Origin of the sequence: Streptomyces sp. NPDC048254 (assembly GCF_043201895.1) — a bacterium.
GTDB lineage: Bacteria > Actinomycetota > Actinomycetes > Streptomycetales > Streptomycetaceae > Streptomyces.
In genome coordinates this window covers 45,750-69,866 of sequence record NZ_JBICZJ010000003.1, presented here as the reverse complement: position 1 = coordinate 69,866, position 24,117 = coordinate 45,750, and the positions used below count along the sequence as shown (strand labels likewise).

Genomic DNA, 24,117 nt, shown 5'->3' with positions numbered 1-24,117 from the left:
CCGCAACCCTCTGAGACCGGACGCCCACCATGAGTGCCGTCGTCCCCCCACACCTGGGAGTCCCATGAACTCCGTCAGACTCGTGCGCCCCGCCGTGGCCTTCACCGCCTGCCTGAGCCTCGGTGTCACCGGCTGTGCCGCGCTCAACTCGGCTTCGTCCGGCGCGGAGTTGGCCACCATCAAGGCGATCCCGGCCTCCGCGAGGCACTTCGGGGCCGGTGGCGCCAACACCGCGCAGGTGGTCAAGGCCGCCAACGCCTTCCTGGCGACCCTCTCCGACGAGCAGCGCGACGCCGCGCTCTACAGCTTCGACGACCCGGTCAAGAAGACCGGCTGGTCCAACTTCCCGATTCCGGTCGTACAGCGCAACGGCCTCAAGCTGGGCGACCTCACCGACGAGCAGCAGGCGGCCGCCCTCAAGGTGATGAGGGCGGCGCTCAGCAAGCAGGGGTACCAGGAACTCGTCGACATCCGCACGTCCGACGACTATCTCGCCTCACTCCCGAACACCGGCCCCGGCGGCGGTGGCGGTGGCGGTGGCGGTGGCGGTGGTCCCACGGGTACACCCACGGGTACGCCCACAGGCACGCCCCCCACCGGCACACCCACGGGCGGTCCGACGGGTCGTCCCGGTGGTGGCGGCGCGAGCTTCGGCTCGGAGTGGTACTACCTCTCCTTCTTCGGAAAGCCCAGCACCAAGGGCGAGTTCATGGTCCAGTACGGCGGCCACCACGCGGCGTACAACATCACGTACGCCGGCCGGAACGTGACGATGTCCCCGACGCTGACCGGCGTCGAGCCGATGGAGTTCGACCAGGACGGCGTGCACTACGCCCCGCTCGCGGACAAGCGGGCCGCGAGCATCGCCGCCGTCCAGTCGCTCACCGCCGACCAGCTGGCCGCCGCCGAGATCGACGGCAGCTTCGACGACCTGTATCTCGGCCCGGGCCACGACGGCCCCTTCCCCACGCCCCAGGGCGTACGGGTGAGCGACCTGTCCAGGAAGCAGCGGCACGCGGTGACGAAGATGCTCGCCACCTGGGTGGACGACCTCAACGAGAAGGCGGCCCGGCGGCTGCTGGCCAAGTACGTCTCCGAGTACGACGAGACGTACCTCGGCTGGAGCGGGGGCACCACCCTCGACAACAACCAGACCTACGTCCGCATCGACGGTCCGTCGGCCTGGGTCGAGTTCTCCAACCAGCCGGGCGCGTCCACCTCGGGAGTCCACCAGCACACGATCTTCCGGGACGAGACCGCCGACTACGGCTGGGAGTGACGCGTGCGCCGACTGCTGCTCGCGCTGCTGGTCGCCGCCGTAGTGCTGGTCGCCGGTCCCGTGCCGGCGGCCGGCGCCCACCCCATGGCGACCTCGGCCGTCCTTCTGGACGTCCACGACGACAGGGTCACCGGCGAGGTCGAACTGCCCCTCGACCGGCTCTCGGTGGCCGTACACCGCGATCTCACCCCGGCCGCCGTCCTCGGGACCGACCGGGCGTACCTGCACGGGTACGCCGCCCGGCACATCGGCGCCACCGGTGACGACGGGAGGGCCTGGACGGTCACCCTCGGCAGGGGGACGGTCCGCACGATCGACGGAATCCTCCACCTCGTCTACCCCCTGACGATCCGTCCGCCGGACGCCCGTGTCACCGGCTTCCGGCTGCGCTACGACGTCATCGTCGAGGAACTCCTCACCCACCAGGGCATCGTCACGGTCGGCTACGACCTGAAGCAGGGCGTGGCCACGTCCGCCGACGCCCGCACCCTGGGCGTCTTCGACTGGGACACCAAGTCCCTGGAGGTCCCCTCGGGCCGCCGGTCCTGGCTGCGCGGCTTTCTGAGCGCCGCCGGGCTGGGCATCAAGCACGTCGGTGCGGGCGCCGACCACCTGCTGTTCCTGCTGATGCTGCTCATTCCGGCCCCCCTGCTGGCCGCCGGGGGCAGCTGGCGCACGGCCGCTCCTTCGGCGCGGCGCAGTGTGGTGCGGGTCGTGCACGTGGTGTCGGCGTTCGCGGTGGGGCACTCACTCACGCTGGCGCTGGCCGCCACCGGGCTCGTCCATGTGCCGTCCCGGCCGGTCGAGACTCTCATCGCCCTGTCGATCGCGGTGTCCGCGCTGCATGCCGTACGCCCCCTGGTGGCGCGCGGCGAGGTGGTGATCGCGAGCGGGTTCGGGCTGGTGCACGGGCTGGCGTTCGCCTCCCTCATCGGCGAGCTGGGGCTGGACCGGGGTTCCCTGGTGACCACGCTGCTCGGCTTCAACCTGGGCATCGAGCTGACCCAGCTGCTGGTCGTCGCCCTGCTGATGCCGTCGTTGCTGGTGCTGGCCCGCACCACCGTCTATCCGGCGTTCCGGATCGGGATCGCCGTGGTCGGCCTGGTGTTCTCGGGGTCCTGGATGCTGGAACGGGCGGCACTGACCCCGGCCGACCCGTTCGAGAGCCTCCAGACCTGGCTGGTCGGCCATCCCCTGCTGGTCGCCGGGGTGTTCGCGGCGCTGGCGGGGGTGTCGTGGGGCTTGGCACCACGGCCACCGGAGGCCACGGGGACGGTTCGCAGAGCCGGGGCCGCCAGGACGCCCCAACGGGCCGGCACCGCCGGGTCCAACAGCTGACTCCGGGGCGCCGCGAGGGCGGAGGCCCCGGGGGCGGGGGGACGGGGGCGCCGGTTGGCCAGTGGGCCGTCGGCGCCCCCGGGCAGCGCGGGTGCGGGGCTCAGCCGCCGAAGTAGTGGTCCTGGTCGAGGTCGGCCAGCAGCCCCGGCCGGTCGGGCCGCCAGTCGTAGCGCTCCCGCGTCGCGGTGCTCGACGTCGGGTTGTCGTTGCCGGCGAAGCGGATCATCCACCCGAAGTGGGCGGCCGCCTCCTCCGGCGCGAGGGACGCCACCGGCAGGCCCAGGCGGCGGCCGATGACCGCGGTGATGTCGCGGAGCGGTACGCCCTCCTCGGCCGCCGCGTGCAGCACGGCACCGGCCGGGGCGGTCTCCAGAGCCTTGCGGAAGAGGACGGCCGCGTCCAGGCGGTGCACGGCCGGCCAGCGGTTGGCGCCGTCGCCCGGGTAGCCGGCGACGCCCTTGTCCCGGGCGAGGTCGATCAGGTGCGGGACGAAGGCGTGGTCGCCGGCCCCGTGCACGGAGGCCGAGAGCCGGATCGCGGAGACCCGTACTCCGCGGTCGGCCAGGGCGAGGGCGGCCCGCTCCGACTCGCCGCGGTGTGCACCGGGAGCCGCGGGGTCGGGTCCGTCCGTCTCGGTGCCGAGGCGGCCCGGGGCGAGCAGGCCGGTCACGGAGCTGATGACCAGGGGGCGGCCGGAGTCGGCGAGGGCGTCGCCGAAGGCCGCCAGGGCCGCGAGTTCGGTGCGCAGGGCACCCGGCAGGTCGGAGAAGTCGTGGTTGAAGCCCGTGTGGACCACCCCGTCCGCCGCCTGCGCCGCGACCCGCAGCCCGTCGACGTCGTCGAGGTCGCCCCGGTGCACCTCCGCCCCCGCCTCCTTCAGGGCCGCCTCGGCCGCGTCCGAGCGGGCCAGGCCGAGCACCTGGTGCCCGGCGCCGAGCAGTTCGCGGACGACCGCGCTGCCGATGAACCCGGTGGCGCCGGTGACGAACACACGCATGAGAAATCACCTCACGGAGAGTGAATGTGCTGGGATGACTCCAGCCTGCGTCCGGCCCGGGTCCGGGGTCCAAGACCCGTTCCGCACCCGGTGATGTCTGTCCGGTCATGACCGCAGCTCACGGCGGCGGGAGTAGAGTCGAGGGGTGCCCGATTCCTTCGTACCGCAGGTGGACCTGGAGCTGCGCCTGGTGCGCTACTTCACCGTGGTCGCCGAGGAGTTGCACTTCGGCCGGGCGGCCGACGCGCTGCATCTGGCCCAGCCGTCGCTGAGCCGGCAGATCCGGCGTCTGGAGCGGGAGCTGGGCGTCCGGCTGCTGGATCGCACCCCGCGCGGCACCCGGCTCACCGAGGCCGGCGAGACCTTTCTGCCGCAGGCCAGGGAGCTGCTGCGCAGTGCCGCCCGGGCTGCCGCGAGCGCGCGCTCGGCCGCCGCGCACGGACCGTTCACGGTCGGGTACACCACCCACCAGATCGTCACCCCGGCCGTCCGGGAGGTCCGCCACCGCCACCCGGAGGCCGACGTCCGCACCCTGCACGTGGACTGGAACGAACCGCGGGACGCGCTGCTCGACCACCGGGTCGACGTGGTGGTGACCCGGTTCCTGTTCACCGCCGACGACCTGGACATCGCGGTGCTGTACGACGAGCCGCGCGTGCTGCTGGTCCCGCTCGGCCACCGGCTGGCGGGCAAGGAGTCGGTCACGCTCGCCGACTTCGCCGACGAGCCGCTCCCCCGTTTCACCGGCGCCGACCGGATCGGCGCGAATCCCGCCGGTCACACCAACCTGGGCGCCTTGGTGGACACGCTGGAGGACAAGCTGGAGCTGGTCGCGAGCGGTGAGGTGGTGTCGCTGGCGCCGGCCGGCTTCCGGGGCAACCTGCGGCCGGACATCGTCGTCGTCCCGGTCGTGGACGCGGACCCCGTCCAGGTCGTCCTGGCCACCCGGGCCGGCGACCGGCATCCCCTGCTGCCGGCGTTCCGGCGCGCGGCCGAGGCCCATCTGGTCCCCGCCGGCGCGGCCCGCACCGAACGCCCGCGCACGAGCATCGGGGTGGAGTGATGGGTGGGTCCAGGAGAGTCACGCTGAACGACGTGGCCGCCGCCAGCGGTGTCTCGCGTGCCACGGTCAGCTTCGTCCTGAACGACGACCCGAGCCAGTCCATCTCGGCCGCCACCCGCGACCGGGTACGGCAGGCGGCGCGCGACCTCGGCTATGTCCCGCACGGGGTGGCCCGTGCGCTGCGCGAGGGCAGTTCCCGGGTGGTCGTCCTCGACCTGGACCGGGGTCTGGAGGGCAACTACTCGCGCAGCTATGTGCGCGGCCTGGACGACGAACTCGCGGCCCACGGGCATGTCCTGCTGGTGCGGCACGGGCAGCACTCGGCGGAGGCGACCCGGCAGGTGCTCGACGCGATCGCCCCGCGTGCCATGATCCGGTTCGCCGAGCCGTATCTGACCGGTCACGACCTGGAGGACCGGGGCGGCGGCTGGAAGGACGGCCTCGCCGCGCACGCGGCCCTGCAGATCCGGCATCTGGCCGAGCACGGGCACACCCGGATCGCGCTGGCCCTCCCCGAGGAGGACTCGGCGCCGGCCCGGGCCCGGCGCCGGTTCGCCGAGCACACCGTGCACAGCCTCGGCCTGCCGCCCCTGGTCCCGGTCACGGTGCCGCGCCCGAGGCGGGCGGGCACCGGCGCGGTCGCCGGGCTGCGCGAGGCCCACCCGGACGTCACGGCGGTCGCCGCTTTCGACGACGACCTCGCCCTGCGCACCCTGACCGCCCTGCACGACCTGGGCCTGGCCGTCCCCGGCGACATCGCGGTGATCGGGTACGACGACACCGGCTACGGCGAGCTGAGCACCCCCGCCCTGACCACCGTGCACATCGACGCGGAGGCCCATGGCCGGCTGGCGGCGCGCACCGCGCTGGGGCTGGACTCGGCGGGGCTGGTGCCGGTGCCGGCACGGATCATCGTCAGGGACTCGGTGTGAGCCCCCGCTCTCAGGTCAGCTGCGCGGCGAACGCCTTGTAGGCCCGCTCGTCGAAGAGCACGAACCGGACCTCCTCGACGGCCGTGTCCGCGTCCCGGACGGTCGCCACGGCGATCCGGGCGCCGTCGTCCAGCGGCCAGCCGTAGATCCCGGTGGAGACGGCGGGGAACGCGACCGTGCGGGCGCCGAGTTCGTCGGCGCGTTTCAGGGACTCGCGGTAGCAGGAGGCGAGCAGCTCGGAACGGTCCTCGCTCGGGGAGTGGACGGGTCCGACGGTGTGGATGACCCACTGGGCGTCGAGTTCGCCGGCGGTGGTGGCGACCGCGTGGCCGGTGGGCAGGCCCTTGGCGAAGTGCCCGGCGCGGAGCTTGCGGCAGTCCGCCAGGATCGCCGGGCCGCCGCGCCGGTGGATGGCGCCGTCGACACCCCCGCCGCCGAGCAGGGAGGAGTTGGCCGCGTTGACGATCGCGTCGGCGGTCTGCTGCGTGATGTCGCCCTGGACGAGCGTGATGCGGGTCATGACTGTCTCAGCCTCCTCCACACGGCCTTGGCCGCGTTGTGCCCCGACATGCCGTGTACCCCTGGACCGGGCGGGGTGGCCGACGAGCAGATGAAGACGGCCGGATGCGGGGTGCCGTACGGGAACAGGGAGAGTTTGGGGCGCAGCAGGATCTGCAGGCCGGAGACCGCGCCGGTGCCGATGTCGCCGCCGACGTAGTTGGCGTTGCGGGCGGCGAGTTCGGCGGGGCCGGCGGTGGCGCGGGCCAGCACGCGGTCGCGGAACCCCGGGGCGAAGCGCTCCAGTTGACGTTCCATCACGTCGGTGAGGTCGCCGGTCCAGCCGTTGGGCACATGGGCGTACGCCCAGAAGACCTGCTTGCCCTCGGGGGCGCGGGAAGGGTCCACGACCCCGGGCTGCACGGTGATCATGAACGGCCGGTCGGGGGCGCGGCCCTCGCGGGAGGCGGCGCGCAGAGCGGTGCCGATCTCCGCGCTGTCCGCGCCGATCTGCACGGTACCGGCCCGGCGGGCCTCCGGCGCCGTCCACGGAACCGGCCCGTCCAGCGCATAGTCGATCTTGAAGACGCCCGGGCCGTACCGGTAGTCCTCGTAGTAGTTGCCGAGGCCGGCGATACGGGCGAGTGCGGTCGGCGAGGTGTCGAAGATGTACGACCGCGCGGGCGGCAGGTCGTCGAGGCGCTTGACCTCGTAGTCGGTGTGGATCGCGCCGCCGAGGTCCTTGAGATAGGCGGCGAGCGCGTCGGAGATGGCCTGCGAGCCGCCCCGGGCCACCGGCCAGCCGCGGGCGTGTGCGGCGAGCGCGAAGACCAGGCCGACGGCGCCGGTCGCGATGCCGCTGAGCGGGGCCATGACATGGGCGACGAGGCCGGCGAAGAGGGTTCTGGCCCGTTCGTCGCGGAAGCGGTGCAGGAGCAGGCCGGCGGGCGGCAGCCCGACCAGGCCGAAGCGGGCGAGGGTGACCGGGTCACGGGGCAGCGCGGTCAGCGGCAGGGACATGAAGTCCCGTACCAGGGTGTCCCACTTGGGCAGGAACGGCTCGACCAGCCTGCGGTAGGTGCCCGCGTCGCGCGGTCCGAAGGAGGCCGCCGTCTCGGCGACCGAGCGGGCCAGTACGGCGGCCCGGCCGTCCGGGAAGGGGTGGGCCATCGGCAGCTCGGGGTGCAGCCACTCCAGGCCGTAGCGCTCCAGGGGCAGGGCGCGGAACGCGGGCGAGTTGATCCCGAGCGGGTGCGCCGCGGAGCACGGGTCGTGCCGGAAGCCGGGCAGCGTGAGCTCCTCGGTCCGGGCCCCGCCGCCCACGGTGTCGCGCGCCTCGAAGACGGCGACGGAGAAGCCGCGCCGGGCCAGCTCCACGGCGGCCGTCAGGCCGTTCGGCCCCGCCCCCACCACGACCGCATCGAGCATCGACGGCACCTTCGCACCCCTTCGTCAGCCGATTGGCCACTCGGGTTCAGGATATGCCGGAGGACTGACACCGCCCTCGTCCGGGGTTACCAGTGGGGGTTCTGCAGCAGGTCCACCACCCGGTGGGCGGTGGCCGCGTCGCGGGCCGCGGTGAACGGCAGGGTGTTGCCGCCCGTGATCCGGAACGGCTCGCCGGCCAGGGTCAGGTGGGCACCGCCCGCCTCCTCGACCAGCAGCAGCCCGGCCGCGTGGTCCCAGGCGGCCTCCCAGGAGAACGCGGTCGCGTCCAACTCCCCCCGGGCGACGGCGAGATACTCCAGGCCCGCCGAGCCGCAGGCGCGCGGGGTGACGCCGTCGACCCACAGGGCGATCAGCGCGCGCTTCTGCGCATCGGTCGTGTAGTCCGGGTGGGAGGTGGCTATCCGCAGGTCCCGGCCCTCCGCGGGCGACCCGGCGTGCAGCCGTACGCCGTCCAGGAAGGCGCCCTTTCCCCGTACCGCCGTGGCGAGTTGGCCGCGGGCCGGGGCGAAGGTCCAGGAGGCGAGCAGGACGCCCCGGTGGGCGAGCGCGACCAGGGTGCAGAAGCCGTCCTCGCCGCGCACGAACTGGCGGGTGCCGTCGACCGGGTCGACAATCCACACCGGCACGTCGCCCTGGAGCGCCTCGTACGTCTCCGGGTCCGCGTGCACCGCCTCTTCGCCGACCACGACGGAACCCGGCAGCAGGGCGCCCAGCGCCCCGGTGAGGTACCTCTCGGCGAGCCGGTCGGCGTCCGTCACCAGGTCGTGCGGCCCGCTCTTCTGGTCGACCTCGTGGTCGGCGAGCCGCCGCCAGCGGGGCAGGATCTCGGTCCGGGCGGCCTTGCGGATGGCGTCCTCGACGTCACCGGCATGCTGAAGGAGAAACTCGTCGATGGTCTCCGTTGCTTCGATCATGCCTCCATGAGAGCACGCGTCACTGACAATCCCCGCCGCTCGGATGTACGGGAGGTGGAATACGGACGAACAGCCGGTGCCGACGATCAGCGGGCCGTCGACGGACGCGCCAGGTCAGCGCCCTGACGTCAGCACATCGGCGTCAACGCCCCACCGCGTACCCCTGCATCCCGCGCGGATTCGCCCCCGCGGACAGCACCCCGGTCCCCGGGTCCCGGGCCACCGCGCACAGCCGCCCCTCCGACCAGCCCGGCCCGACCGTCACGTCGTGACCGCGCCGCCGCAGCTCCGCCACCACCCCGGGGTCCGTCCGCGACTCGACGGTCACGCTTCCGGGGCGGCGTCCGCGCGGGTAGAAGGAGCTGGGGAAGCTGTCGTTGTGCCAGTTCGGGGCGTCGATCGCGCCCTGGAGGTCGAGGCCGCCGCGCACCTCGCCGCGCAGCGCGACGGCCAGGAAGAAGTGCAGTTGCCACTGGTCCTGCTGGTCGCCGCCGGGCGTGCCGAAGGCCAGCACCGGGACCCCGTCGCGCAGGGCGATCGACGGGGTGAGCGTGGTCCGGGGACGGCGGCCGGGGGTGAGGGAGTTCGGCAGGCCCTCCTCCAGCCAGGCCATCTGGAGCCGGGTGCCCAGCGGGAAACCCAGCTCGGGGACGACGGGGTTGGACTGGAGCCAGCCGCCACTGGGGGTGGCCGCGATCATGTTGCCCCAGCGGTCGACGACGTCCAGGTGGCAGGTGTCGCCCCGGGTGGTGCCGTCGGCGGCGACCTGCGCGACCGTCGGCTCGCCCGCGCCCAGCGGGTCGAAGGCGGTGCTCCTCGCGGCCTCCACGCGCGCGTGCCCGGGCAGCCGGGGCGCCCGCCCGCCGGGGCTGCCGGGCCGCAGTTCCTCGGAGGCCTTGGCGCCGACCAGGCCGCGCCGCCCGGCGTTGTACGCGTCCGAGAGCAGTTCGGCCAGCGGGACCTCGGCCGCGTCGCCGTACCAGGCCTCGCGGTCGGCCATGGCGAGCTTGCAGCCCTCGATCAAAAGGTGCAGGTAGTCGGCGGAGCCGTACCCGGGCAGATCGGACAGCTCGGGCGGCAGCAGGGCGAGCTGCTGGAGGAGGGCCGGGCCCTGGCTCCAGGGGCCCGCCTTGCACACGGTCCAGCCGTTCCAGTCGTACGACACCGGGGGCTCGTAGCTCGCGGACCAGCCGGCCAGGTCGGCGGCGGTGAGGGTGCCGGTGTGCCGCTCGCCGCTGGTGTCCATGGTGGGGCGGGCGGCCTGCCGGACCAGGGCCTCGGCGACGAAGCCGGTGCGCCAGACCTCGCGGGCCGCATCGATCCGCGCCTCCCGGTCCCCGGTGCCCGCGGTCTCGGCGAGCAGGCGCTTCCAGGTGACGGCCAGGGCGGGGTTGCGGAACAACTCGCCGGGCCGGGGCGCACGGCCGCCGGGCAGGTACAGCTCCGCCGACGAGGTCCACTCGGTCTCGAACAGCTCCCGCACGCTCGCCACGGTCGCGCCGACGCCCTCCACGGGCGGATGCCCGTGCTCGGCGTACCCGATGGCGTACGCCAGGATCTCCTCCAGCGGCTTGGTGCCGTGGTCGCGCAGCAGGAGCAGCCAGGCGTCGAAGGCGCCGGGGACGGCCGCGGCCAGCGGGCCGGTGCCGGGGACCAGGTCCAGGCCGAGCCCCCGGTAGTGGGCGACCGTGGCGCCGGCCGGGGCCACGCCCTGCCCGCACAGCACGCGCACCTCACCGCCGGCCGGGGCGAGCAGGATCGGTACCTCGCCGGCGGGCCCGTTGAGGTGCGGCTCGACCACGTGCAGGACGAACGCGCCCGCGACGGCCGCGTCGTAGGCGTTGCCACCGTTCTCCAGGACCGCCATCGCCGACTGGGAGGCCAGCCAGTGTGTGGAGGACACCATGCCGAAGGTGCCCTGGAGGGTGGGTCGGGTGGTGAACATGTGGGCTCTCACCTCGCTGTTACGCACGTCGGCCGATCGGATCCGCACTCAGGACACTACCGATCGCCCTGGGCCCCTTCCGACGCTCCGGCCGGCTGAAGGGGCCCGGCCGCGCACCGGCCGCCCGCGGTCACGGACTTGAGCGCGTCCAGTGCCTCCCGCATCAACAGCGACAGCTCGCGTTCCTCGTCCGCCGCGATCCAGCGGTGGAAGCCGACCTTGAAGAGGGCGACCCCCGCCTCGGCGGCCAGGCTCGCGTCCGGTTCCGCGACGCCGTGCCGGCGCAGGGCGTCGGCGAGCGCGGCCGAGGTCGCGGCGAGCTTGATCAGGTCGCGCTCCTGGAGTTCGGGGTTCGACATGATCACAGCCTGCCGGGTGCGTACGAAATCGCGTTGGCCGGCGAGCATCTCGGCGATCTCGTCCAGACCCACGGCCAGGGCGTCGATCGGCGCCACGGACTCCAGGGCGCCGGAGACCGCCCCCACGAACCGGTCCTGGAACTCGCCGGCGGTGGCGAACAGCACCTCGCGCTTGTCGGCGTAGTGGTTGAAGAAGGTCCGCTCCGTGAGCCCGGCGTGCCTGGCGATCTCCGCCACGGTGGTCTGCTCGTATCCGCGCTCGCTGTAGAGCTCCAGCGCCGCTGCCGCCAGGCGCCCGCGTGCGTTCGGCTGCCATCTACCCATGGGCGGATCCTACGTGACTTCAGTGACTGCAATCAGATGTTTATGTCGATTGCAGTCACTGAAGTCAATGGTTGGGGTTTCTCATGCGCATCTTTGTGACCGGCGCGTCCGGCTTCATCGGCTCCGCTGTCGTTCCCGAGCTCATCGGCGCGGGGCACCAGGTCGTCGGGCTCGCCCGCTCCGACGCCTCCGCCGCCGCGCTCACCGCCGCCGGCGTGGAGGTCGTCCGCGGCACCCTCGACGACCTTGAGGTGCTGCGGGACACGGCCGCCGCGTCGGACGGGGTGATCCACCTCGCCTTCAACGGCGAGCGCGCGTTCACCGGCGACTACCAGGGCGCCGCCGACGCCGATCGCCGCGTCGTCGACACCTTCGGCGACTCGCTCGCCGGCACCGACCGCCCCCTTGTCCTCGCCACCGGTTTCATCGGCTTCCCGACGGGGCGCGCGGTGACCGAGCAGGATGCGCCCGCCTCTCCGCCTACCTCGGTGACGGCGCCAACCGCTGGCCGACGGTCCACCGTCTGGGTGCCGGCGTAGGGCACGCGCCCTACGGCAGTTCGGTCAACAGCCGGAGCGGACGGCGCCCGGGTTCCGGGGCGAGCGGGTGACGGGCAGCCCATGGGTGCCGGGCCGCGTCGATGAGGCGGGCGTTGCCCTGCCGGCAGGAAACGCCGCCGACAGGGCGGCCATTCACTCCCCCCGGCGCCCGGCGCCCGGCCGGCCGCGCACGACGGCGTATCCCCCCGCGGCCAGTCCCAGCACGCCCACGATCAACCCGGCGCTGCCGAGGCTCCGGGCCGTCGAGTCACTGCCGGCCGCGGTCGAGGCGGAGGTGTCGGCGCTCTTCGGGGCCGCGGCCGGTGCGGTCGAGGCCGTGGCCTCGTCCCCCGCCGTCAGCTTGATCGTCGGCGCCGGGTTCTCCGGCTCCTCGCCTCCGCTCCCGGCCTCCTCGATCCAGCGCACGACCTTGCCGTCGGAATACGTCTGCAGGGTCTTGAACGTCAGCTGACCGGTGTCCTCGGGCAGCTGACCGAAGGCCACGTCGAAGTCCTCGAACTGCCCCGCCCCGATCTTCCCACCCGTCCAGGTGATCTCGGAAGCAGCCTCGGTGATGGTCCCGTCATCCGTCTTCACAGGCGTCTTGAGCTTGGTCGTGGTCACCTTCGCCGTCCAGCCGTCCCGCGGGGACACCAGAACACCCAGAACCGGATGATCGGTGGGCAGGAACACCTGCACCTTCGTGGTGGAAGCCGTGTCCTCCTCATTGGGCACACGGAACGTCAGCACACCGTCCGTGGCCCCCTTGGCATAACTCTCGGGATGAACGGTGACATGCGCGGAGGCGACACCGGCGGCGACGAGGAGCCCGGCGGCGGTCAGGGCGGTGACGGCGCCGGCACGGCGCAGGGTGGTGCGTGTCGTGGACATGAGTGAGTGATCTCCGTGCTGAGGAAGGGATGTCGGGGTCGGACGGCGTACGACATCCCCGTCGGCGGCCCGCGCCGGTGCACGGCGTACCGCAGCCGCGTCGGCCGCGTCCTGTCGGGGGCGGCCCGGACCATCGCCGGAACCGGCACCGGCTGCCCGCCCCACAGCCCGCGCTCCACCTGCCACCAGGCGACGAGCCCCGGCACGAGGACGACCGCCCGCCGCAGCAGCGACCACAGAGCGGCCTCCCCGCGCCACAGCCACCAGGTCAGCAGCAGGGCCGCGCCGAGGTGAGCGGCGGTCGAGTGCGGGGTGAGCGCGTGGGCGTGGGCATGGACGTAGGTATGGGCGTACGGCGCCATACGCATGCCGTGCATGCCGTGCATGGCCGTCCCGGTGTGCGGCCGTACCGCGTCGAACGCGAGGTGCAGCCCGCCCTGCGCGGCCAGCGTCCCGCCTCCGATGCCGGCCAGCGACCGCTCCCGGCCGCTCAGCAGACAGCCGGTCACGAAGACCGGCACACCGCCGGCGACCTGCGTCCACACCGGCGGCGCCCCGCCCATGGCCAGCACATGTGCCCCGACGGCCAGCAGCACGCACAGCACGGCGAACACCGCCGCGCGCAGGCTCCGGACCGGGAGGGACACGGTCATGCTCGCCGATGCCGGCACGCGGTCCGAGGACCTCTCGCCCTGCGCCCGCATGTCATCACCGCCCGCGTCCTACCTGGTCGACCTGCCTCCTCCATACGAGTCGGATGCGGGCGCCGTTCAGTTCCCGGGCTCTTCCCCGAAAGGGGAGCAAGGGTGCTGTGGAGAGCGGGACGGGTGGTGACCCGCATCTCCCCCTTGCCCTATCTTGTCCTGTCCCGCTTGCCCTATCCCTCGTCCGAGTCGGGCTTGCCGCTCGCCGCCGCGTACGCCTGGGCCGGTGTCATCGCGACCCCGTTGAGGCTGACGGTCTTGTAGGGGCTGACCTTGGCGCAGGTCTTGGAGTCGTCGGCGGTCGAGGCGTTGGCGTTGGAGACGGCGGCCTTGGTGTCGCCGGAGCTGGCCGGGTAGCTGGTGCCGGTCGTCCAGTCGCTGCCGATGACGAGGGTCACGCCGGTGCCGGTGCCCTGCTTGATGTGCGAGCTGGGCACGTCCAGGGCCTTGGCGACGGTCTGCGCCTCGGCCTTGTCGCCGCTCCCGTAGGTCACGGTGGTCGTGGTCGCGGAGCTGGGCGCGTTGGCTGTGGTGGTACCGCTGCTGAAGCCCTGCGAGATCAGCGAGGTCGCGATCGCGGAGGCGCGGCCCGTGATGCCGGTGCCGTTCTCGACGGTCACGGCGATCTGGGCGGCGGGCACGGTCGAGGTGGTGGCCTTCGGCTTCGCGGTGGCCGCGGCGGCCGACGACTTCTTGCCGGAACCGGTGGTCAGCGACTGGTCGTTGGCCATGGTGGCGAACAGGTCCTTGGCGCCGTCGCCCACCACCACGCGGTTGCTGTTGCTCGGGTCCGGGGCGGTCTGCATGGTGGTGAAGGTCATCCGCTTGGTGGGGACCTTGTTCACGTCGGCGGCGAGCGATATCAGCTTCTTGACGGTGCCGAGGCCGTCGTCCACGGTGAGCGCCTTGGTGGCGGCGTCGGCGAGCTTGTAGACCGCGGTGGGGTCGGTGAGGGTGCCCGCGCTCTTGAACTTGCGGATCATCGCGCTGAGGAAGATGTGCTGGGAGACGGTACGGCCGAGGTCGCTGCCGTCGCCGAAGCCGTGCCGGGAGCGGACGAACTCCAGCGCGGCCTCGCCCTTGAGGGTGTGGGTGCCCTTGGACAACTTGAGGTGCGAGTAGGTGTCGTACACGTTGGAGTTGACGCAGACGGAGACACCGCCGACCGCGTCGGACATCTTGACCACGCCCGAGAAGTCCAGCTTGACGAAGTGGTCGATGGTGATGCCGGTGAGCTGGTGGATGGTGTCGACCTGGCAGGCGGGCCCGTACTCGAGGGCGCTGTTGACCTGGCCGTAGTAGCCGGCCGTGGACTGACCGCTCGCGCTGTCCTTGCAGGCCGGCACGTTGACCATGGTGTCGCGGGGGATGCTCATGACCGTGGCGTTGGAGCGGTCCGCGGATATGTGGACGACCATCTCCACGTCCGCGTTGCCGTTGCCGGTCTGTACCCCGGTCTCCTTGCAGCCGCCGCCGAGCTTGCAGTCCTCGGAGCTGGTACGGCCGTCCGAGCCGATCACCAGGATGTTGATCGGGGTCCGGCCGAACGCGTCGGCCTTCTCGGTGCCGCCCTTGCCGTCGAGGGAGACGCTGTTGATGTTGCCGTTCAGGTGCTGGTAGAACCACCAGCCCGCGCCTGCCGTGACCAGGACCAGAACGGCGGTGACCAGGCCGACGATCTTCAGCGCCCGCCTGCCGCGACCCGCCGACTTGGCCCGTCGGGCCCCTCTGCCGCCGCGGGATCTGGCCGCCTGGCGGGCCGCGGCCCGGCCACCGGTCGAGCGCGTACCGTCAGGCAGGGCACCACGCTGTCCGGGCACCCGGTCGGTGCGGCTCCGCGTGGCCTGGCCCCCCGGGCCGTCCCACGGGTCGGTCATCTTCCACTCCCATGAACGGGTCGGGCCCGGGGACAGTACGGTCGTCCCGTACGCGGCGGTGTACGGGCAGGCGTGAGATGGGCCCACTTGGGTTGCGTGATTGCGCAATCTAACAAACCCACAGCCCGAGCAGCACGGACCCCGCTCGATTTCACAGGTGAGTGATCTCATGGAAACGCCCGGGCACCCCCATGGAACCCCAGGACTGCCCGTGCCGTCAGGTCCGCCCCGGCGCCCTCAGACCCCGGCCTCGCGCAACCGGCGCACCGGCGCCGGAACTTGGTGCGAGCGGGCGGTGAGCTGGCCGACGGTCACCCGCACCACGGTCACGATGTCCGGATCGTCCACATAGTAGATCTGCCGGCGTCCCTCCCGGCGGGACCGCACCAGACCGGCGAGCTTGAGCTTGGCCAGGTGCTGGCTGACCGCGGGCAGGGCGCCGCCGACGCGGTCGGCGAGGCAGGTCACATCGCTCTCGCCCTGGGACAGCGCCCACATGAGGTGCAGCCGGGCCGGCGAGGCGAGCAGCCCGAACACCGCGGCCGCCTCCGTCAGCACCCCGCCGGAGGGGTCCGTGAAGCCACCGATGTCCTCCCCCACAGCCCGCCCCCTCCCTCACAGTCGTCGCACAGAAGTGCACTCAGTGTAGGCGGGCGGTCACCGGCCCCCCTACGGCCTCCCCGGAATGTCCTGCACGTGTTCTCCGCATTGTCATGAGCGGGTGACAGATCATCGACGGCTCGGCGTCAGGCGCCGCCGAAGGGCACCACCGTTCATAAGCTTGCGCAACAAGGCAACTGAGCAAGGCACCACCCCGTACCGGGAGGACAACGAACGTGGGCATCGTCAGCTGGATCATCCTCGGCCTCCTCGCCGGAGCCATCGCCAAGGTCCTGCTGCCCGGCCGTGATCCGGGCGGCCTGATCGGCACCACCCTCATCGGCATCGCGGGCGCCTTCCTCGGCGGCTGGCTCTCGGCCCGCTTCCTCGACCGCCCGGTGGAGAAGCAGTTCTTCGACCTCTACACCTGGGGCGCCGCGATCGCCGGCTCCCTGGTCCTCCTCATCGGCTACCGGCTGCTGTTCGGCAACTCGCGCGACCGCGCACGGCGGTGACTCCGGTCACCTTCCGGAGCCGGATGCAGTCACGACATTCCGGAAGTACGGGGACCGCGGTCACACGACATTCCGGATGTACGGGGACGGGCCCGCGAGCCTTGTCAACAGGACGTAAGTGCCTGCCGCCTAGGCAAGACGCCGATTCCACTTCCACCCCACAGTGACTCGTGTGACACTGGCGTCCCGTCCGCAGTGTGGACACCTCGGCACACCGTCCCCCACGAGAAGTGCGACTTGCGTTCTCTACCACTGCCACTCGCCCTCACCGCGCGCCTGACGCCGGTCGCCGTGCTCGCCTGTGCGGGCTGGGCGATGGCGTCGGGTCCGGACAAGACGTCCACCAGCGCCTCCGGCGACACCTCGACCCAGCAGACGGCCGGCCAGTCGGCGAGCGACGGCCCGTCGTCGTCCACGACGTCGACGGCGGCCACCAAGACGTATGCCGCGGCGCCCGCGCCCTGCGGCAGCATTCCCGTGGCCACCATCAAGTCGCTGGTGCCGGGCGCGAAGACGGCCGGCAAGGAGATCCCCTCCACGGACACCAAGCTGCGCCGCACCTGCTCCTGGAACGCGCTCAAGGGGTACGACTACCGCTGGCTCGACGTCTCCTTCGAGATCATGGACACGGACGCGGCGGCGGCGAAGGAGTACAAGCAGCGGGTCGCGGAGAAGAGCGGCGGCGGCGCCGTGCCGGGGCTCGGCGACAACGGCTACTCGGTGGTCAACCTCACCACCGAGGACAAGCAGCAGACCCGTGAGGGCGTGGTGATGGCCCAGGTCTCCAACGCGCTGGTGGTCGTCACCTACAACGGCAGCGACTTCGAGAGCAAGAAGGCGCCGGACACGGACGAGATCAACAAGGGCGCCATCAAGGCGGCGAAGAGCGCGGTGACCGCGCTGAAGGGCAGCCAGTAGCCGTCCTGGCCGCCCTTCGCGCTCACACCTCTTCGGTGGTGCGTCCGGTCAGCAGGGTCAGCCCCACGTACAGCACCAGGGACGTGCCCAGGCCGACCGCCCAGCCGTAGTCGGCGAGCGATGACAGCGCGGGGATCGGGCGGCCGTCGAACAGCGGTTTGAAGCTGGCGCCGCCGACGGCGAGGACACCGCCGACGAGGAAGGCCACGACCGCCCGCCAGTTCCAGCCGCCGTCGTACCAGTAGCGGCCGCCCGTGCGGTACAGGTCGGTCAGGTCGAGGCGGGTGCGGCGCAGCAGCCAGTAGTCGGCGATGAGGATGCCGGCGACCGTGCCGAGCAGACCGCCGACCAGGCCGAGCCAGGTGAAGATGTAGCCCTGCGGGTCGGAGTACAGCTTCCACGGGAAGATCACCACACCGAGCACGCAGGTGATCAGGGCGCCGGTGCGGAAAGTGATTTTCCGGGGCGCGATGTTGGAGAAGTCGAACGACGGTGACACCAGGTTGGCCGCGATGTTCACGGACAGGGTCGCGACGAGGACGGTGACCAGGGCGTAGAGCAGCCCGACCACGTTGTCCGTCTTGGCGGCCAGCTGGACCGGGTCCCAGATCGGCTCGCCGTACACGGCCTGGGAACCGGAGGTCACCAGGACCGACAGGAACGCGAACAGGGTCATCGTGGTCGGCAGGCCGAGGGCCTGGCCCCAGGTCTGCGCCTTCTGGCTCCTGCCGTACCGGGTGAAGTCGGGGATGTTCAGGCTCAGGGTGGACCAGAAGCCGATCATGCCCATCAGCGAGGGCCAGAACAGCTTCCAGAAGTCGCCGCCCCAGCCGAGCTTGGAGGGCTGGTCGAAGAGCGGGCCGAGACCGCCGGCCTTGTTGCTCATCCACACCAGCATCACGACCGCGCCGACGATCACGAAGGGCGCGGCCCAGTTCTCGAAGCGGCGGATGGTCTCCATGCCCCGGTAGATGATGGCGACCTGGAGCACCCAGAAGAGCGCGAACGACAGCCACATGGTCCAGGCGTAGCCGCCGATGTGCGAGGCGTTCGCCCAGCTGTCGCCGATCAGTTTGCCGGCGAGGAAGTAGATGGCCTCGCCGCCGATCCAGGTCTGGATGCCGAACCAGCCGCAGGCCACCAACGCCCGGACGACGGCGGGGAGGTTGGCGCCGCGCACGCCGAAGCTGGCGCGGGCGAAGACCGGGAAGGGGATGCCGTACTTCGGTCCGGCGTGCCCGGTGAGCAGCATCGGGACGAGGACGATCAGGTTGGCCAGGGCGATGGTGAACACGGCCTGCTTCCAGTCCATGCCGACCGCGATCAGCCCGGAGGCCAGGGTCCAGGAGGCCGTGTTGTGGGCCATGCCGACCCAGAGTGCGGAGAAGTTGTACGTGGTCCAGGTGCGCTTCTCGACGGGGACCGGGAGCAGGTCCTCGTTGGCGTAGGGACCGGTCGGCGGCTGGGAGCCCGGGGCGAGCTCGACGCGCCCGTCGGAGGTGGTGACTTGGCCGGACGGCGGTATGGCCGTGGGAGCGGTGTCGGTCATGGGCAGGCCAATCGGGAGGAGAGGGGACGGGAGAAAGGCCGTGCGGGTGGCGTCGAGGGGGGTGGTGAGACGGGGTGTGGGGGACCCCCTTCCCGGGACGGCGGGAAGGGGGAGATCAACGGGTGTGCGGGGATCAGCCGTTGACGGCCGGGATGACCTTGCTCCCGTACGCGTCGATGGTGGCTTCCTGCGCGTCGTGCATGTCGTAGACGGCGAACTGGTCGACGCCCAGCTCGCGCAGCGCGTTCAGCTTCTCGATGTGCTTCTCGGCCGGTCCGATGACGCAGAACCGGTCGACGATCTCGTCGGGTACGAACTCGGTGTCGGGGTTGCCGCTGCGCCCGTGGTGCGCGTAGTCGTAAGCCTGGCGGGACTTGATGTAGTCGGTGAGTTCGTCGGGTACGGCGGCGGAGTGCTCGCCGTACTTGGCCACGAGGTCGGCGACGTGGTTGCCGACCATGCCGCCGAACCAGCGGCACTGGTCGCGGGCGTGCGCCAGGGCCTCGGGCGAGTCGTCCTCGGTGACGTACGCCGGGGCGGCGACGCAGATCCTGACCTCGGACGGGTCACGTCCGGCGGCCACCGCCGCGTCCTTCACCGCCTTCACCATGTACTCGGTGAGGTAGAGGTCGGAGAGCTGGAGGATGAAGCCGTCGGCCTCCTCACCCGTCATCTTGAGCGCCTTCGGGCCGTACGCGGCCATCCAGACGGGGAGTTCGGCACCGGGCTTGATCCACGGGAACCGGATCACCGTGCCGCCCAGGTCGGCCTCCTCGCCCCGGCCCAGGGCCCGGATGACCTTCATGGCCTCGCTGATCCGGGCGAGGGTGTTGGGCTTGCGCCCGGCCACCCGCATCGCGGAGTCGCCGCGGCCGATGCCGCAGACCGTGCGGTTGCCGAACATGTCGTTGAGGGTGGCGAAGGTGGAGGCGGTGACCTCCCAGGTGCGGGTGCCCGGGTTGGTGACCATCGGCCCGACCGTGAGCTTCGTGGTGTTGGCGAGGATCTGACTGTAGATCACGAACGGTTCCTGCCAGAGCACGGCGGAGTCGAAGGTCCAGCCGTAGGAGAAGCCGTTGCGTTCGGCCCGCTTCATCAGGCTGACGACACGGGAGGCCGGCGGGTCGGTCTGCAGGACGAGTCCGAAGTCCATGGGGGCACTCCTAGTTGAGGTACTGACAGGTGGAGCGCGGGGTGTAGACACCGTGCCCGGCGTGTCCGGTGTACTCCCGCTCGGTGATGACGAGTTCGCCGCGCGAGAGGACCGTCTCGACCCGGCCGGTGAGCCGCTTGCCCTCGTACGCCGAGTAGTCGACGTTCATGTGGTGGGTCTCGGCGGAGACGACCTGCTCGGCGTGCGGGTCGTAGATGACGACGTCGGCGTCGGCTCCCGGGGTGATGGTGCCCTTCTTCGGATACATCCCGAACATCCGGGCCGGGGCGGCGCAGGCGATCTCGATCCAGCGGCGGCGCGAGATGTGCCCGTCGACGACGGCCTGGTGGAGCAGGTCCATACGGTTCTCGACGCCGGGCAGGCCGTTGGGGATCTTGGAGAAGTCGCCTCGCCCCAGCTCCTTCTGGCCCACGAAGCAGAAGGGGCAGTGGTCGGTGGAGACCACCTGGAGGTCGTTGGTGCGGAGGCCCTGCCAGAGCTTGGCCTGGTGCTCCTTGGGGCGAAGAGGCGTGCTGCACACGTACTTCGAGCCCGCGAAGTCGGGCTCGGCGAGGTTGTCGGTCGACAGGAACAGGTACTGCGGGCAGGTCTCGCCGAAGACGGGCAGCCCCTCGTCGCGCGCCCGCGCCAGCTCGGCCACCGCCTCCATCGCCGAGACGTGCACGACGTACAGGGGCGCGCCGGCCACCTGCGCGAGCTTGATGGCCCGGTGCGTGGCCTCGGCTTCGAGCAGGGCCTTGCGCACCTCGCCGTGGTAGCGGGGGTCGGTCTCGCCGCGGGCCAGCGCCTGCTCCACCAGCACGTCGATGGCGATGCCGTTCTCGGCGTGCATCATGATCAGGCCGCCGTTCTCGGCGGAGCGCTGCATGGCGCGCAGGATCTGGCCGTCGTCGGAGTAGAAGACGCCCGGGTAGGCCATGAACTGCTTGAAGGAGGTCACCCCCTCCTCGACCAGCAGGTCCATCTCCTTGAGCGTCTCCTGGTTCACATCGGAGACGATCATGTGGAAGCCGTAGTCGATGGCGCAGTTGCCCTCGGCCTTGGCGTGCCAGGCGTCGAGCCCCTCGCGCAGGCTGTGGCCTACGCTCTGCACGGCGAAGTCGACGATGGTGGTCGTACCGCCCCAGGCGGCGGCGCGGGTACCGGTCTCGAAGGTGTCGGAGGCGAAGGTGCCGCCGAACGGCAGTTCCATGTGGGTGTGGGCGTCGACGCCGCCCGGGATGACGTACTTGCCGGTGGCGTCGATGGTCCTCTCGGCGGTGAAGGCCTCGGCGGCGGGGGTTCCGGAGGCGGCGAGGGCGGCGATGCGGCCGTCCTCGATCAGGACGTCGGCGTGGATCTCGTCGGACGCCGTGATGACGAGTCCGCCGCGGATTACTGTCCGGCCGGTCATGGGGTCCTCTCCTTCGTGGTCATGTGCGGGTCCGACGGTGGCTGGTCGCGCCCACGCGACGGCAGCCGCATATTCAGCACTGCCCCGCGCCCCTTCGGGGGCGCGATCAGGGAGCCGTCAGGGGGCCGTACGCGTCCGGGCGGCGGTCGCGGAAGAACTGCCAGCGGTCGCGGACCTCGCGGAGCTTGGCCAGGTCCAGGTCGCGGACGACGAGTTCGGTCTCCTTGTCGGAGGCCACCTCGCCGGCGAACTGGCCCTCCGGGTCCACGAAGTACGAGGTCCCGTAGAAGTCGTTGTCGCCCAGGTCCTCCACGCCGACCCGGTTGATCGCGCCGACGAAGTACTCGTTGGCGACGGCCGCCGCCGGCTGCTCCAACTGCCAGAGGTAGCGGGAGAGTCCGCGCGAGGTGGCCGACGGGTTGAAGACGATCTCGGCACCGCCGAGGCCCAACGCCCGCCAGCCCTCCGGGAAGTGCCGGTCGTAGCAGATGTAGACGCCGATTTTCCCGACGGCCGTCTCGAAGACCGGCCAGCCCGCGTTCCCCGGACGGAAGTAGAACTTCTCCCAGAAGCCGGGGACCTGGGGGATGTGGTGCTTGCGGTACTTGCCGAGGTACGAGCCGTCCGCGTCGATCACGGCCGCGGTGTTGTAGAGGACGCCGGGCTGCTCCTCCTCGTACACCGGCAGGATCAGGACGATGCCCAGCTCCCGCGCGAGGGCCTGGAAACGCTGGACGACCGGGCCGTCCGGTACCTGCTCGGCGTACTCGTAGAACGCCTTGTCCTGGACCTGGCAGAAGTAGGGTCCGTAGAACAGTTCCTGGAAGCACAGGACCTGGGCGCCCTGCGCGGCCGCGTCGCGGGCCGCCTGCTCGTGGACCTGGATCATCGACTCCTTGTCGCCGGTCCAGGCGGTCTGGAACAGGGCGGCACGAATCACTCGGCTCATCGGGACCTCCGGTCGCTCGGGCATGTGTCGCTCGATGTGCGAGGAGCCTAGGAAGTCCGAAAGCGGGCTTTGAGTGCCACCGTGTCACGTCTGCGGGCGCTCCGCGTGTCACCGTGTCACGCGGTCGTCGGCTCATGTTTCACCGTCGTTTTCCCAGTTCGTCGCATGTTTCACCCCTGTTGCGCGTCATGTGCGAGGAGTGCGATGTGCACGGAGGCCGCCTGTTCGAAGTCGTCGAGGTCGACGCCGAGCCGGCCCTGTATCGCCTCCAGGCGGCGGTACAGCGCGGGCCGCGAGACGTGGTGCAGCTGGGCGGTGCGGGACTTGTTGCGGCCGGTGGCGAGATACGTCCGCAGGACGCCGAGGAGGTCCTGGTCGACGCCCTTTCCGCACAGCAGCCCGTCCAGCTCGCGCTCGGCGAAGGACTGGACGTGCGGGTCGTCGCGGAGCAGCCGGATCAGGCCCCGCAGGTGCACGTCCTTGAGCCGTACGACGGGTGGCAGGTCGAGGGCGTCCGAGGAGTCGGCGACGGCGTCGGCCACGTGCTGGGCCTCGCGCAGGCCGGCGGGTACGTCGTCCCAGGCGGTACGGGGGCCCGCGGCGGCGACCACCGCCTGCGGCTCCGCCGCCTCGCCGTGCAGCCGGACGGCGAAGTGCGTGGCGAGGGCGTCGGCGTCCTGGTCGCGGGCGAGGCTGAGCAGGACGGCGGTGACACGTTCGGTGAGTTCGGCGACGAGTCCGGGCAGCCCCAGCAGGCGGAGGGTTCTCTCCAGCTGGGCCGGTTCGGCGTCCCGTACGACGAGGGGGACGAAGGTCCGCCGGTTGACCGGCAGTCCGGCTGCCCGCGCCCTGGGCAGCAGTTGCCGGGCCGGTACGACCCCGGAGACCAGGTCGGTCAGCAGGCTCTGCGCGGACTGCTCCTCCCAGGTGTGGGCGGAGCCGCCGCCGAGCATGCGGTGCAGGACGAGGGCCTCGGCGCCGCGGTCGGCGAGCAGCCGCCCGGTGGCGGTGTCGCCGCGGTAGCCGCAGAGCATGATCTGGCCCCAGCGCTCCCCGCGGCCGCCGAGTTCGGCGCGGATCCAGCCGTCGCCCTCGCCGCCGCCGGCCTGCCGGGCGATGCGCTCCCAGTCGCGCAGCACGTCGTCCACGGCCGACCGCTCCCCCGCGGTGGCCAGCGCCCGGTGGGCGAGGTTGGTGACGACGACCGGGCAGGCGCTGTGCACGGCGACCTCGTCGAGGAGGCGTTGCAGGGGGGCGCCGGCGGTGATGAGGCCGGTGAGGGCGGTACGGACCGACTCGGAGAGGCTGACGGCGGCGAACTTGCGCCGTACCAGCCGGGATTGGACCTCCTCCGTCAGTTCGGCGAAGGGGAAGGGGCGGTGCAGGACCACCAGGGGGAGGCCGCAGCGGTCCGCTGCGCGGCGCATGGCGTCGGGTGGGGACGGGAAGGCGCGGCCGAGGCCGAGGACGACCGCGGCGGCCTCGGCGCGGTGCAGGGACTGGATGTACTCGGCCTGTTTGTGCGCGTCGCCTGCGAGCAGGACGCCGGTGGTGAGGACCATCTCGCCGCCGGTGAGCATGACGCCGACGTCGGGGGCCTCGGCGACGTGCACCCAGCGGACGGGGCGGTCGAGGTGGGTGGCGCCGGCGACCACCTCGGGGTCGCCGGCGAGGACCCGTTCCAGGGAGAGGATCTGACGGACCGACAGTATGGGGCTGTCTGTGGTGTTCGGGGGATCCCAAGTGGCGGTCATCTTGCGTGGTCCCTTGGTCGGGTGCGGTGCGTGTGAGGCCTGCGGGCCAGTGGGGGTTGATCGCGCCCACGCGGCGGAGCCGCACATCGATACAGTCCCGCGCCCCTGAAGGGGCGCTCCAGTGCGGGGCGTGCACAAGGGACCCCTTGTGCACAC

At 71.8% G+C, this 24,117-nt stretch carries 21 protein-coding genes and 1 pseudogene; 7 read left to right on the top strand and 15 right to left on the bottom strand.

All coding sequences use genetic code 11. From position 1 onward, the window contains the following. Positions 1–64 precede the first annotated feature (64 nt). A complete protein-coding gene (locus ACGFZQ_RS10160; RefSeq protein WP_393839939.1) occupies positions 65–1,279 on the top strand; it encodes a DUF3500 domain-containing protein in 1,215 nt (404 codons plus the stop codon). A 3-nt stretch (positions 1,280–1,282) separates the two neighbouring features. Continuing rightward, positions 1,283–2,617 (top strand): HupE/UreJ family protein, encoded by a 1,335-nt coding sequence (locus ACGFZQ_RS10155; RefSeq protein ID WP_393839938.1) that lies wholly within the window; start codon positions 1,283–1,285, stop codon positions 2,615–2,617. A gap of 100 nt (positions 2,618–2,717) precedes the next feature. On the opposite strand, the gene ACGFZQ_RS10150 is transcribed toward ACGFZQ_RS10155, so the two are convergent. Then, positions 2,718–3,614 (bottom strand): SDR family oxidoreductase, encoded by an 897-nt coding sequence (locus ACGFZQ_RS10150; protein WP_393839937.1) that lies wholly within the window; start codon positions 3,612–3,614, stop codon positions 2,718–2,720. Between the two features lie 145 nt (positions 3,615–3,759). Between ACGFZQ_RS10150 and ACGFZQ_RS10145 the strand changes: the two genes are divergently transcribed. Beyond that, complete coding sequence (locus tag ACGFZQ_RS10145) at positions 3,760–4,677, top strand: LysR family transcriptional regulator (protein WP_393839936.1); 918 nt, start codon at positions 3,760–3,762, stop codon at positions 4,675–4,677. A gap of 32 nt (positions 4,678–4,709) precedes the next feature. Continuing rightward, positions 4,710–5,609, top strand: a complete 900-nt coding sequence (locus ACGFZQ_RS10140; protein ID WP_393839935.1) for a LacI family DNA-binding transcriptional regulator — start codon at positions 4,710–4,712, stop codon at positions 5,607–5,609. 10 nt (positions 5,610–5,619) lie between these two features. On the opposite strand, the gene ACGFZQ_RS10135 is transcribed toward ACGFZQ_RS10140, so the two are convergent. The 5 genes from ACGFZQ_RS10135 to ACGFZQ_RS10115 form a co-directional block, all read right to left on the bottom strand. Then, positions 5,620–6,129 carry an O-acetyl-ADP-ribose deacetylase gene (locus ACGFZQ_RS10135; protein WP_393839934.1) on the bottom strand — a complete coding sequence of 170 codons (510 nt, stop codon included), beginning with the start codon at positions 6,127–6,129 and terminating at the stop codon, positions 5,620–5,622. Further along, positions 6,126–7,535: a phytoene desaturase family protein gene (locus tag ACGFZQ_RS10130; protein WP_393839933.1), complete on the bottom strand. Its 1,410-nt coding sequence runs from the start codon at positions 7,533–7,535 to the stop codon at positions 6,126–6,128. Before ACGFZQ_RS10130 ends, ACGFZQ_RS10135 begins: the two co-directional genes overlap by 4 nt. Positions 7,536–7,621: 86 nt before the next feature. Then, positions 7,622–8,470, bottom strand: coding sequence for an inositol monophosphatase family protein (locus tag ACGFZQ_RS10125; protein WP_393839932.1), 849 nt, complete (start codon positions 8,468–8,470; stop codon positions 7,622–7,624). Between the two features lie 142 nt (positions 8,471–8,612). Continuing rightward, entirely contained in the window at positions 8,613–10,415 is a 1,803-nt protein-coding gene (locus ACGFZQ_RS10120) for a gamma-glutamyltransferase family protein (RefSeq protein WP_393839931.1), read from the bottom strand. 56 nt (positions 10,416–10,471) lie between these two features. Further along, a complete protein-coding gene (locus ACGFZQ_RS10115; protein WP_393839930.1) occupies positions 10,472–11,098 on the bottom strand; it encodes a TetR/AcrR family transcriptional regulator in 627 nt (208 codons plus the stop codon). Positions 11,099–11,181: 83 nt separating this feature from the next. Here ACGFZQ_RS10115 and ACGFZQ_RS10110 point away from each other — a divergent pair. Then, positions 11,182–11,604 (top strand): annotated as a pseudogene (locus ACGFZQ_RS10110) (NAD-dependent epimerase/dehydratase family protein); the annotation flags it as partial. A gap of 186 nt (positions 11,605–11,790) precedes the next feature. Here ACGFZQ_RS10110 and ACGFZQ_RS10105 read toward each other — a convergent pair. The 4 genes from ACGFZQ_RS10105 to ACGFZQ_RS10090 all read right to left on the bottom strand — a co-directional run bounded on the left by ACGFZQ_RS10105 (position 11,791) and on the right by ACGFZQ_RS10090 (position 15,709). Then, positions 11,791–12,528, bottom strand: a complete 738-nt coding sequence (locus ACGFZQ_RS10105; RefSeq protein ID WP_393839929.1) for a YcnI family protein — start codon at positions 12,526–12,528, stop codon at positions 11,791–11,793. After that, positions 12,477–13,181 (bottom strand): hypothetical protein, encoded by a 705-nt coding sequence (locus ACGFZQ_RS10100; protein ID WP_393839928.1) that lies wholly within the window; start codon positions 13,179–13,181, stop codon positions 12,477–12,479. The genes ACGFZQ_RS10105 and ACGFZQ_RS10100 overlap by 52 nt, the downstream gene beginning before the upstream one ends. A 224-nt stretch (positions 13,182–13,405) precedes the next feature. Continuing rightward, positions 13,406–15,109: an LCP family protein gene (locus tag ACGFZQ_RS10095; RefSeq protein WP_351730158.1), complete on the bottom strand. Its 1,704-nt coding sequence runs from the start codon at positions 15,107–15,109 to the stop codon at positions 13,406–13,408. A gap of 237 nt (positions 15,110–15,346) precedes the next feature. Further along, positions 15,347–15,709 carry an ArsR/SmtB family transcription factor gene (locus ACGFZQ_RS10090; protein ID WP_393839927.1) on the bottom strand — a complete coding sequence of 121 codons (363 nt, stop codon included), beginning with the start codon at positions 15,707–15,709 and terminating at the stop codon, positions 15,347–15,349. Positions 15,710–15,945: 236 nt separating this feature from the next. On the opposite strand from ACGFZQ_RS10090, the gene ACGFZQ_RS10085 reads away from it, so the two are divergent. Together ACGFZQ_RS10085 and ACGFZQ_RS10080 are read left to right on the top strand one after the other, a co-directional pair. Beyond that, positions 15,946–16,224, top strand: coding sequence for a GlsB/YeaQ/YmgE family stress response membrane protein (locus ACGFZQ_RS10085; protein ID WP_351730154.1), 279 nt, complete (start codon positions 15,946–15,948; stop codon positions 16,222–16,224). Positions 16,225–16,461: 237 nt separating this feature from the next. Next, positions 16,462–17,142, top strand: a complete 681-nt coding sequence (locus ACGFZQ_RS10080) for a hypothetical protein (protein WP_393839926.1) — start codon at positions 16,462–16,464, stop codon at positions 17,140–17,142. Between the two features lie 22 nt (positions 17,143–17,164). Here the strand turns inward: ACGFZQ_RS10080 and ACGFZQ_RS10075 are convergent, their stop codons facing one another. The 5 genes from ACGFZQ_RS10075 to ACGFZQ_RS10055 all read right to left on the bottom strand — a co-directional run bounded on the left by ACGFZQ_RS10075 (position 17,165) and on the right by ACGFZQ_RS10055 (position 23,961). Beyond that, positions 17,165–18,691, bottom strand: coding sequence for an NCS1 family nucleobase:cation symporter-1 (locus ACGFZQ_RS10075; RefSeq protein ID WP_393839925.1), 1,527 nt, complete (start codon positions 18,689–18,691; stop codon positions 17,165–17,167). Between the two features lie 133 nt (positions 18,692–18,824). After that, the gene (locus tag ACGFZQ_RS10070) at positions 18,825–19,844 is read right to left on the bottom strand and encodes a TIGR03842 family LLM class F420-dependent oxidoreductase (protein WP_393839924.1); all 1,020 of its coding nucleotides are present in this window, start codon (positions 19,842–19,844) and stop codon (positions 18,825–18,827) included. A gap of 10 nt (positions 19,845–19,854) precedes the next feature. After that, a complete protein-coding gene (hydA, locus tag ACGFZQ_RS10065; protein ID WP_393839923.1) occupies positions 19,855–21,258 on the bottom strand; it encodes a dihydropyrimidinase in 1,404 nt (467 codons plus the stop codon). A gap of 106 nt (positions 21,259–21,364) precedes the next feature. After that, positions 21,365–22,207 (bottom strand): nitrilase-related carbon-nitrogen hydrolase, encoded by an 843-nt coding sequence (locus tag ACGFZQ_RS10060; protein WP_351730141.1) that lies wholly within the window; start codon positions 22,205–22,207, stop codon positions 21,365–21,367. A 170-nt stretch (positions 22,208–22,377) separates the two neighbouring features. Continuing rightward, a complete protein-coding gene (locus ACGFZQ_RS10055) occupies positions 22,378–23,961 on the bottom strand; it encodes a PucR family transcriptional regulator (protein ID WP_393839922.1) in 1,584 nt (527 codons plus the stop codon). Between the last annotated feature and the right edge of the window lie 156 nt (positions 23,962–24,117).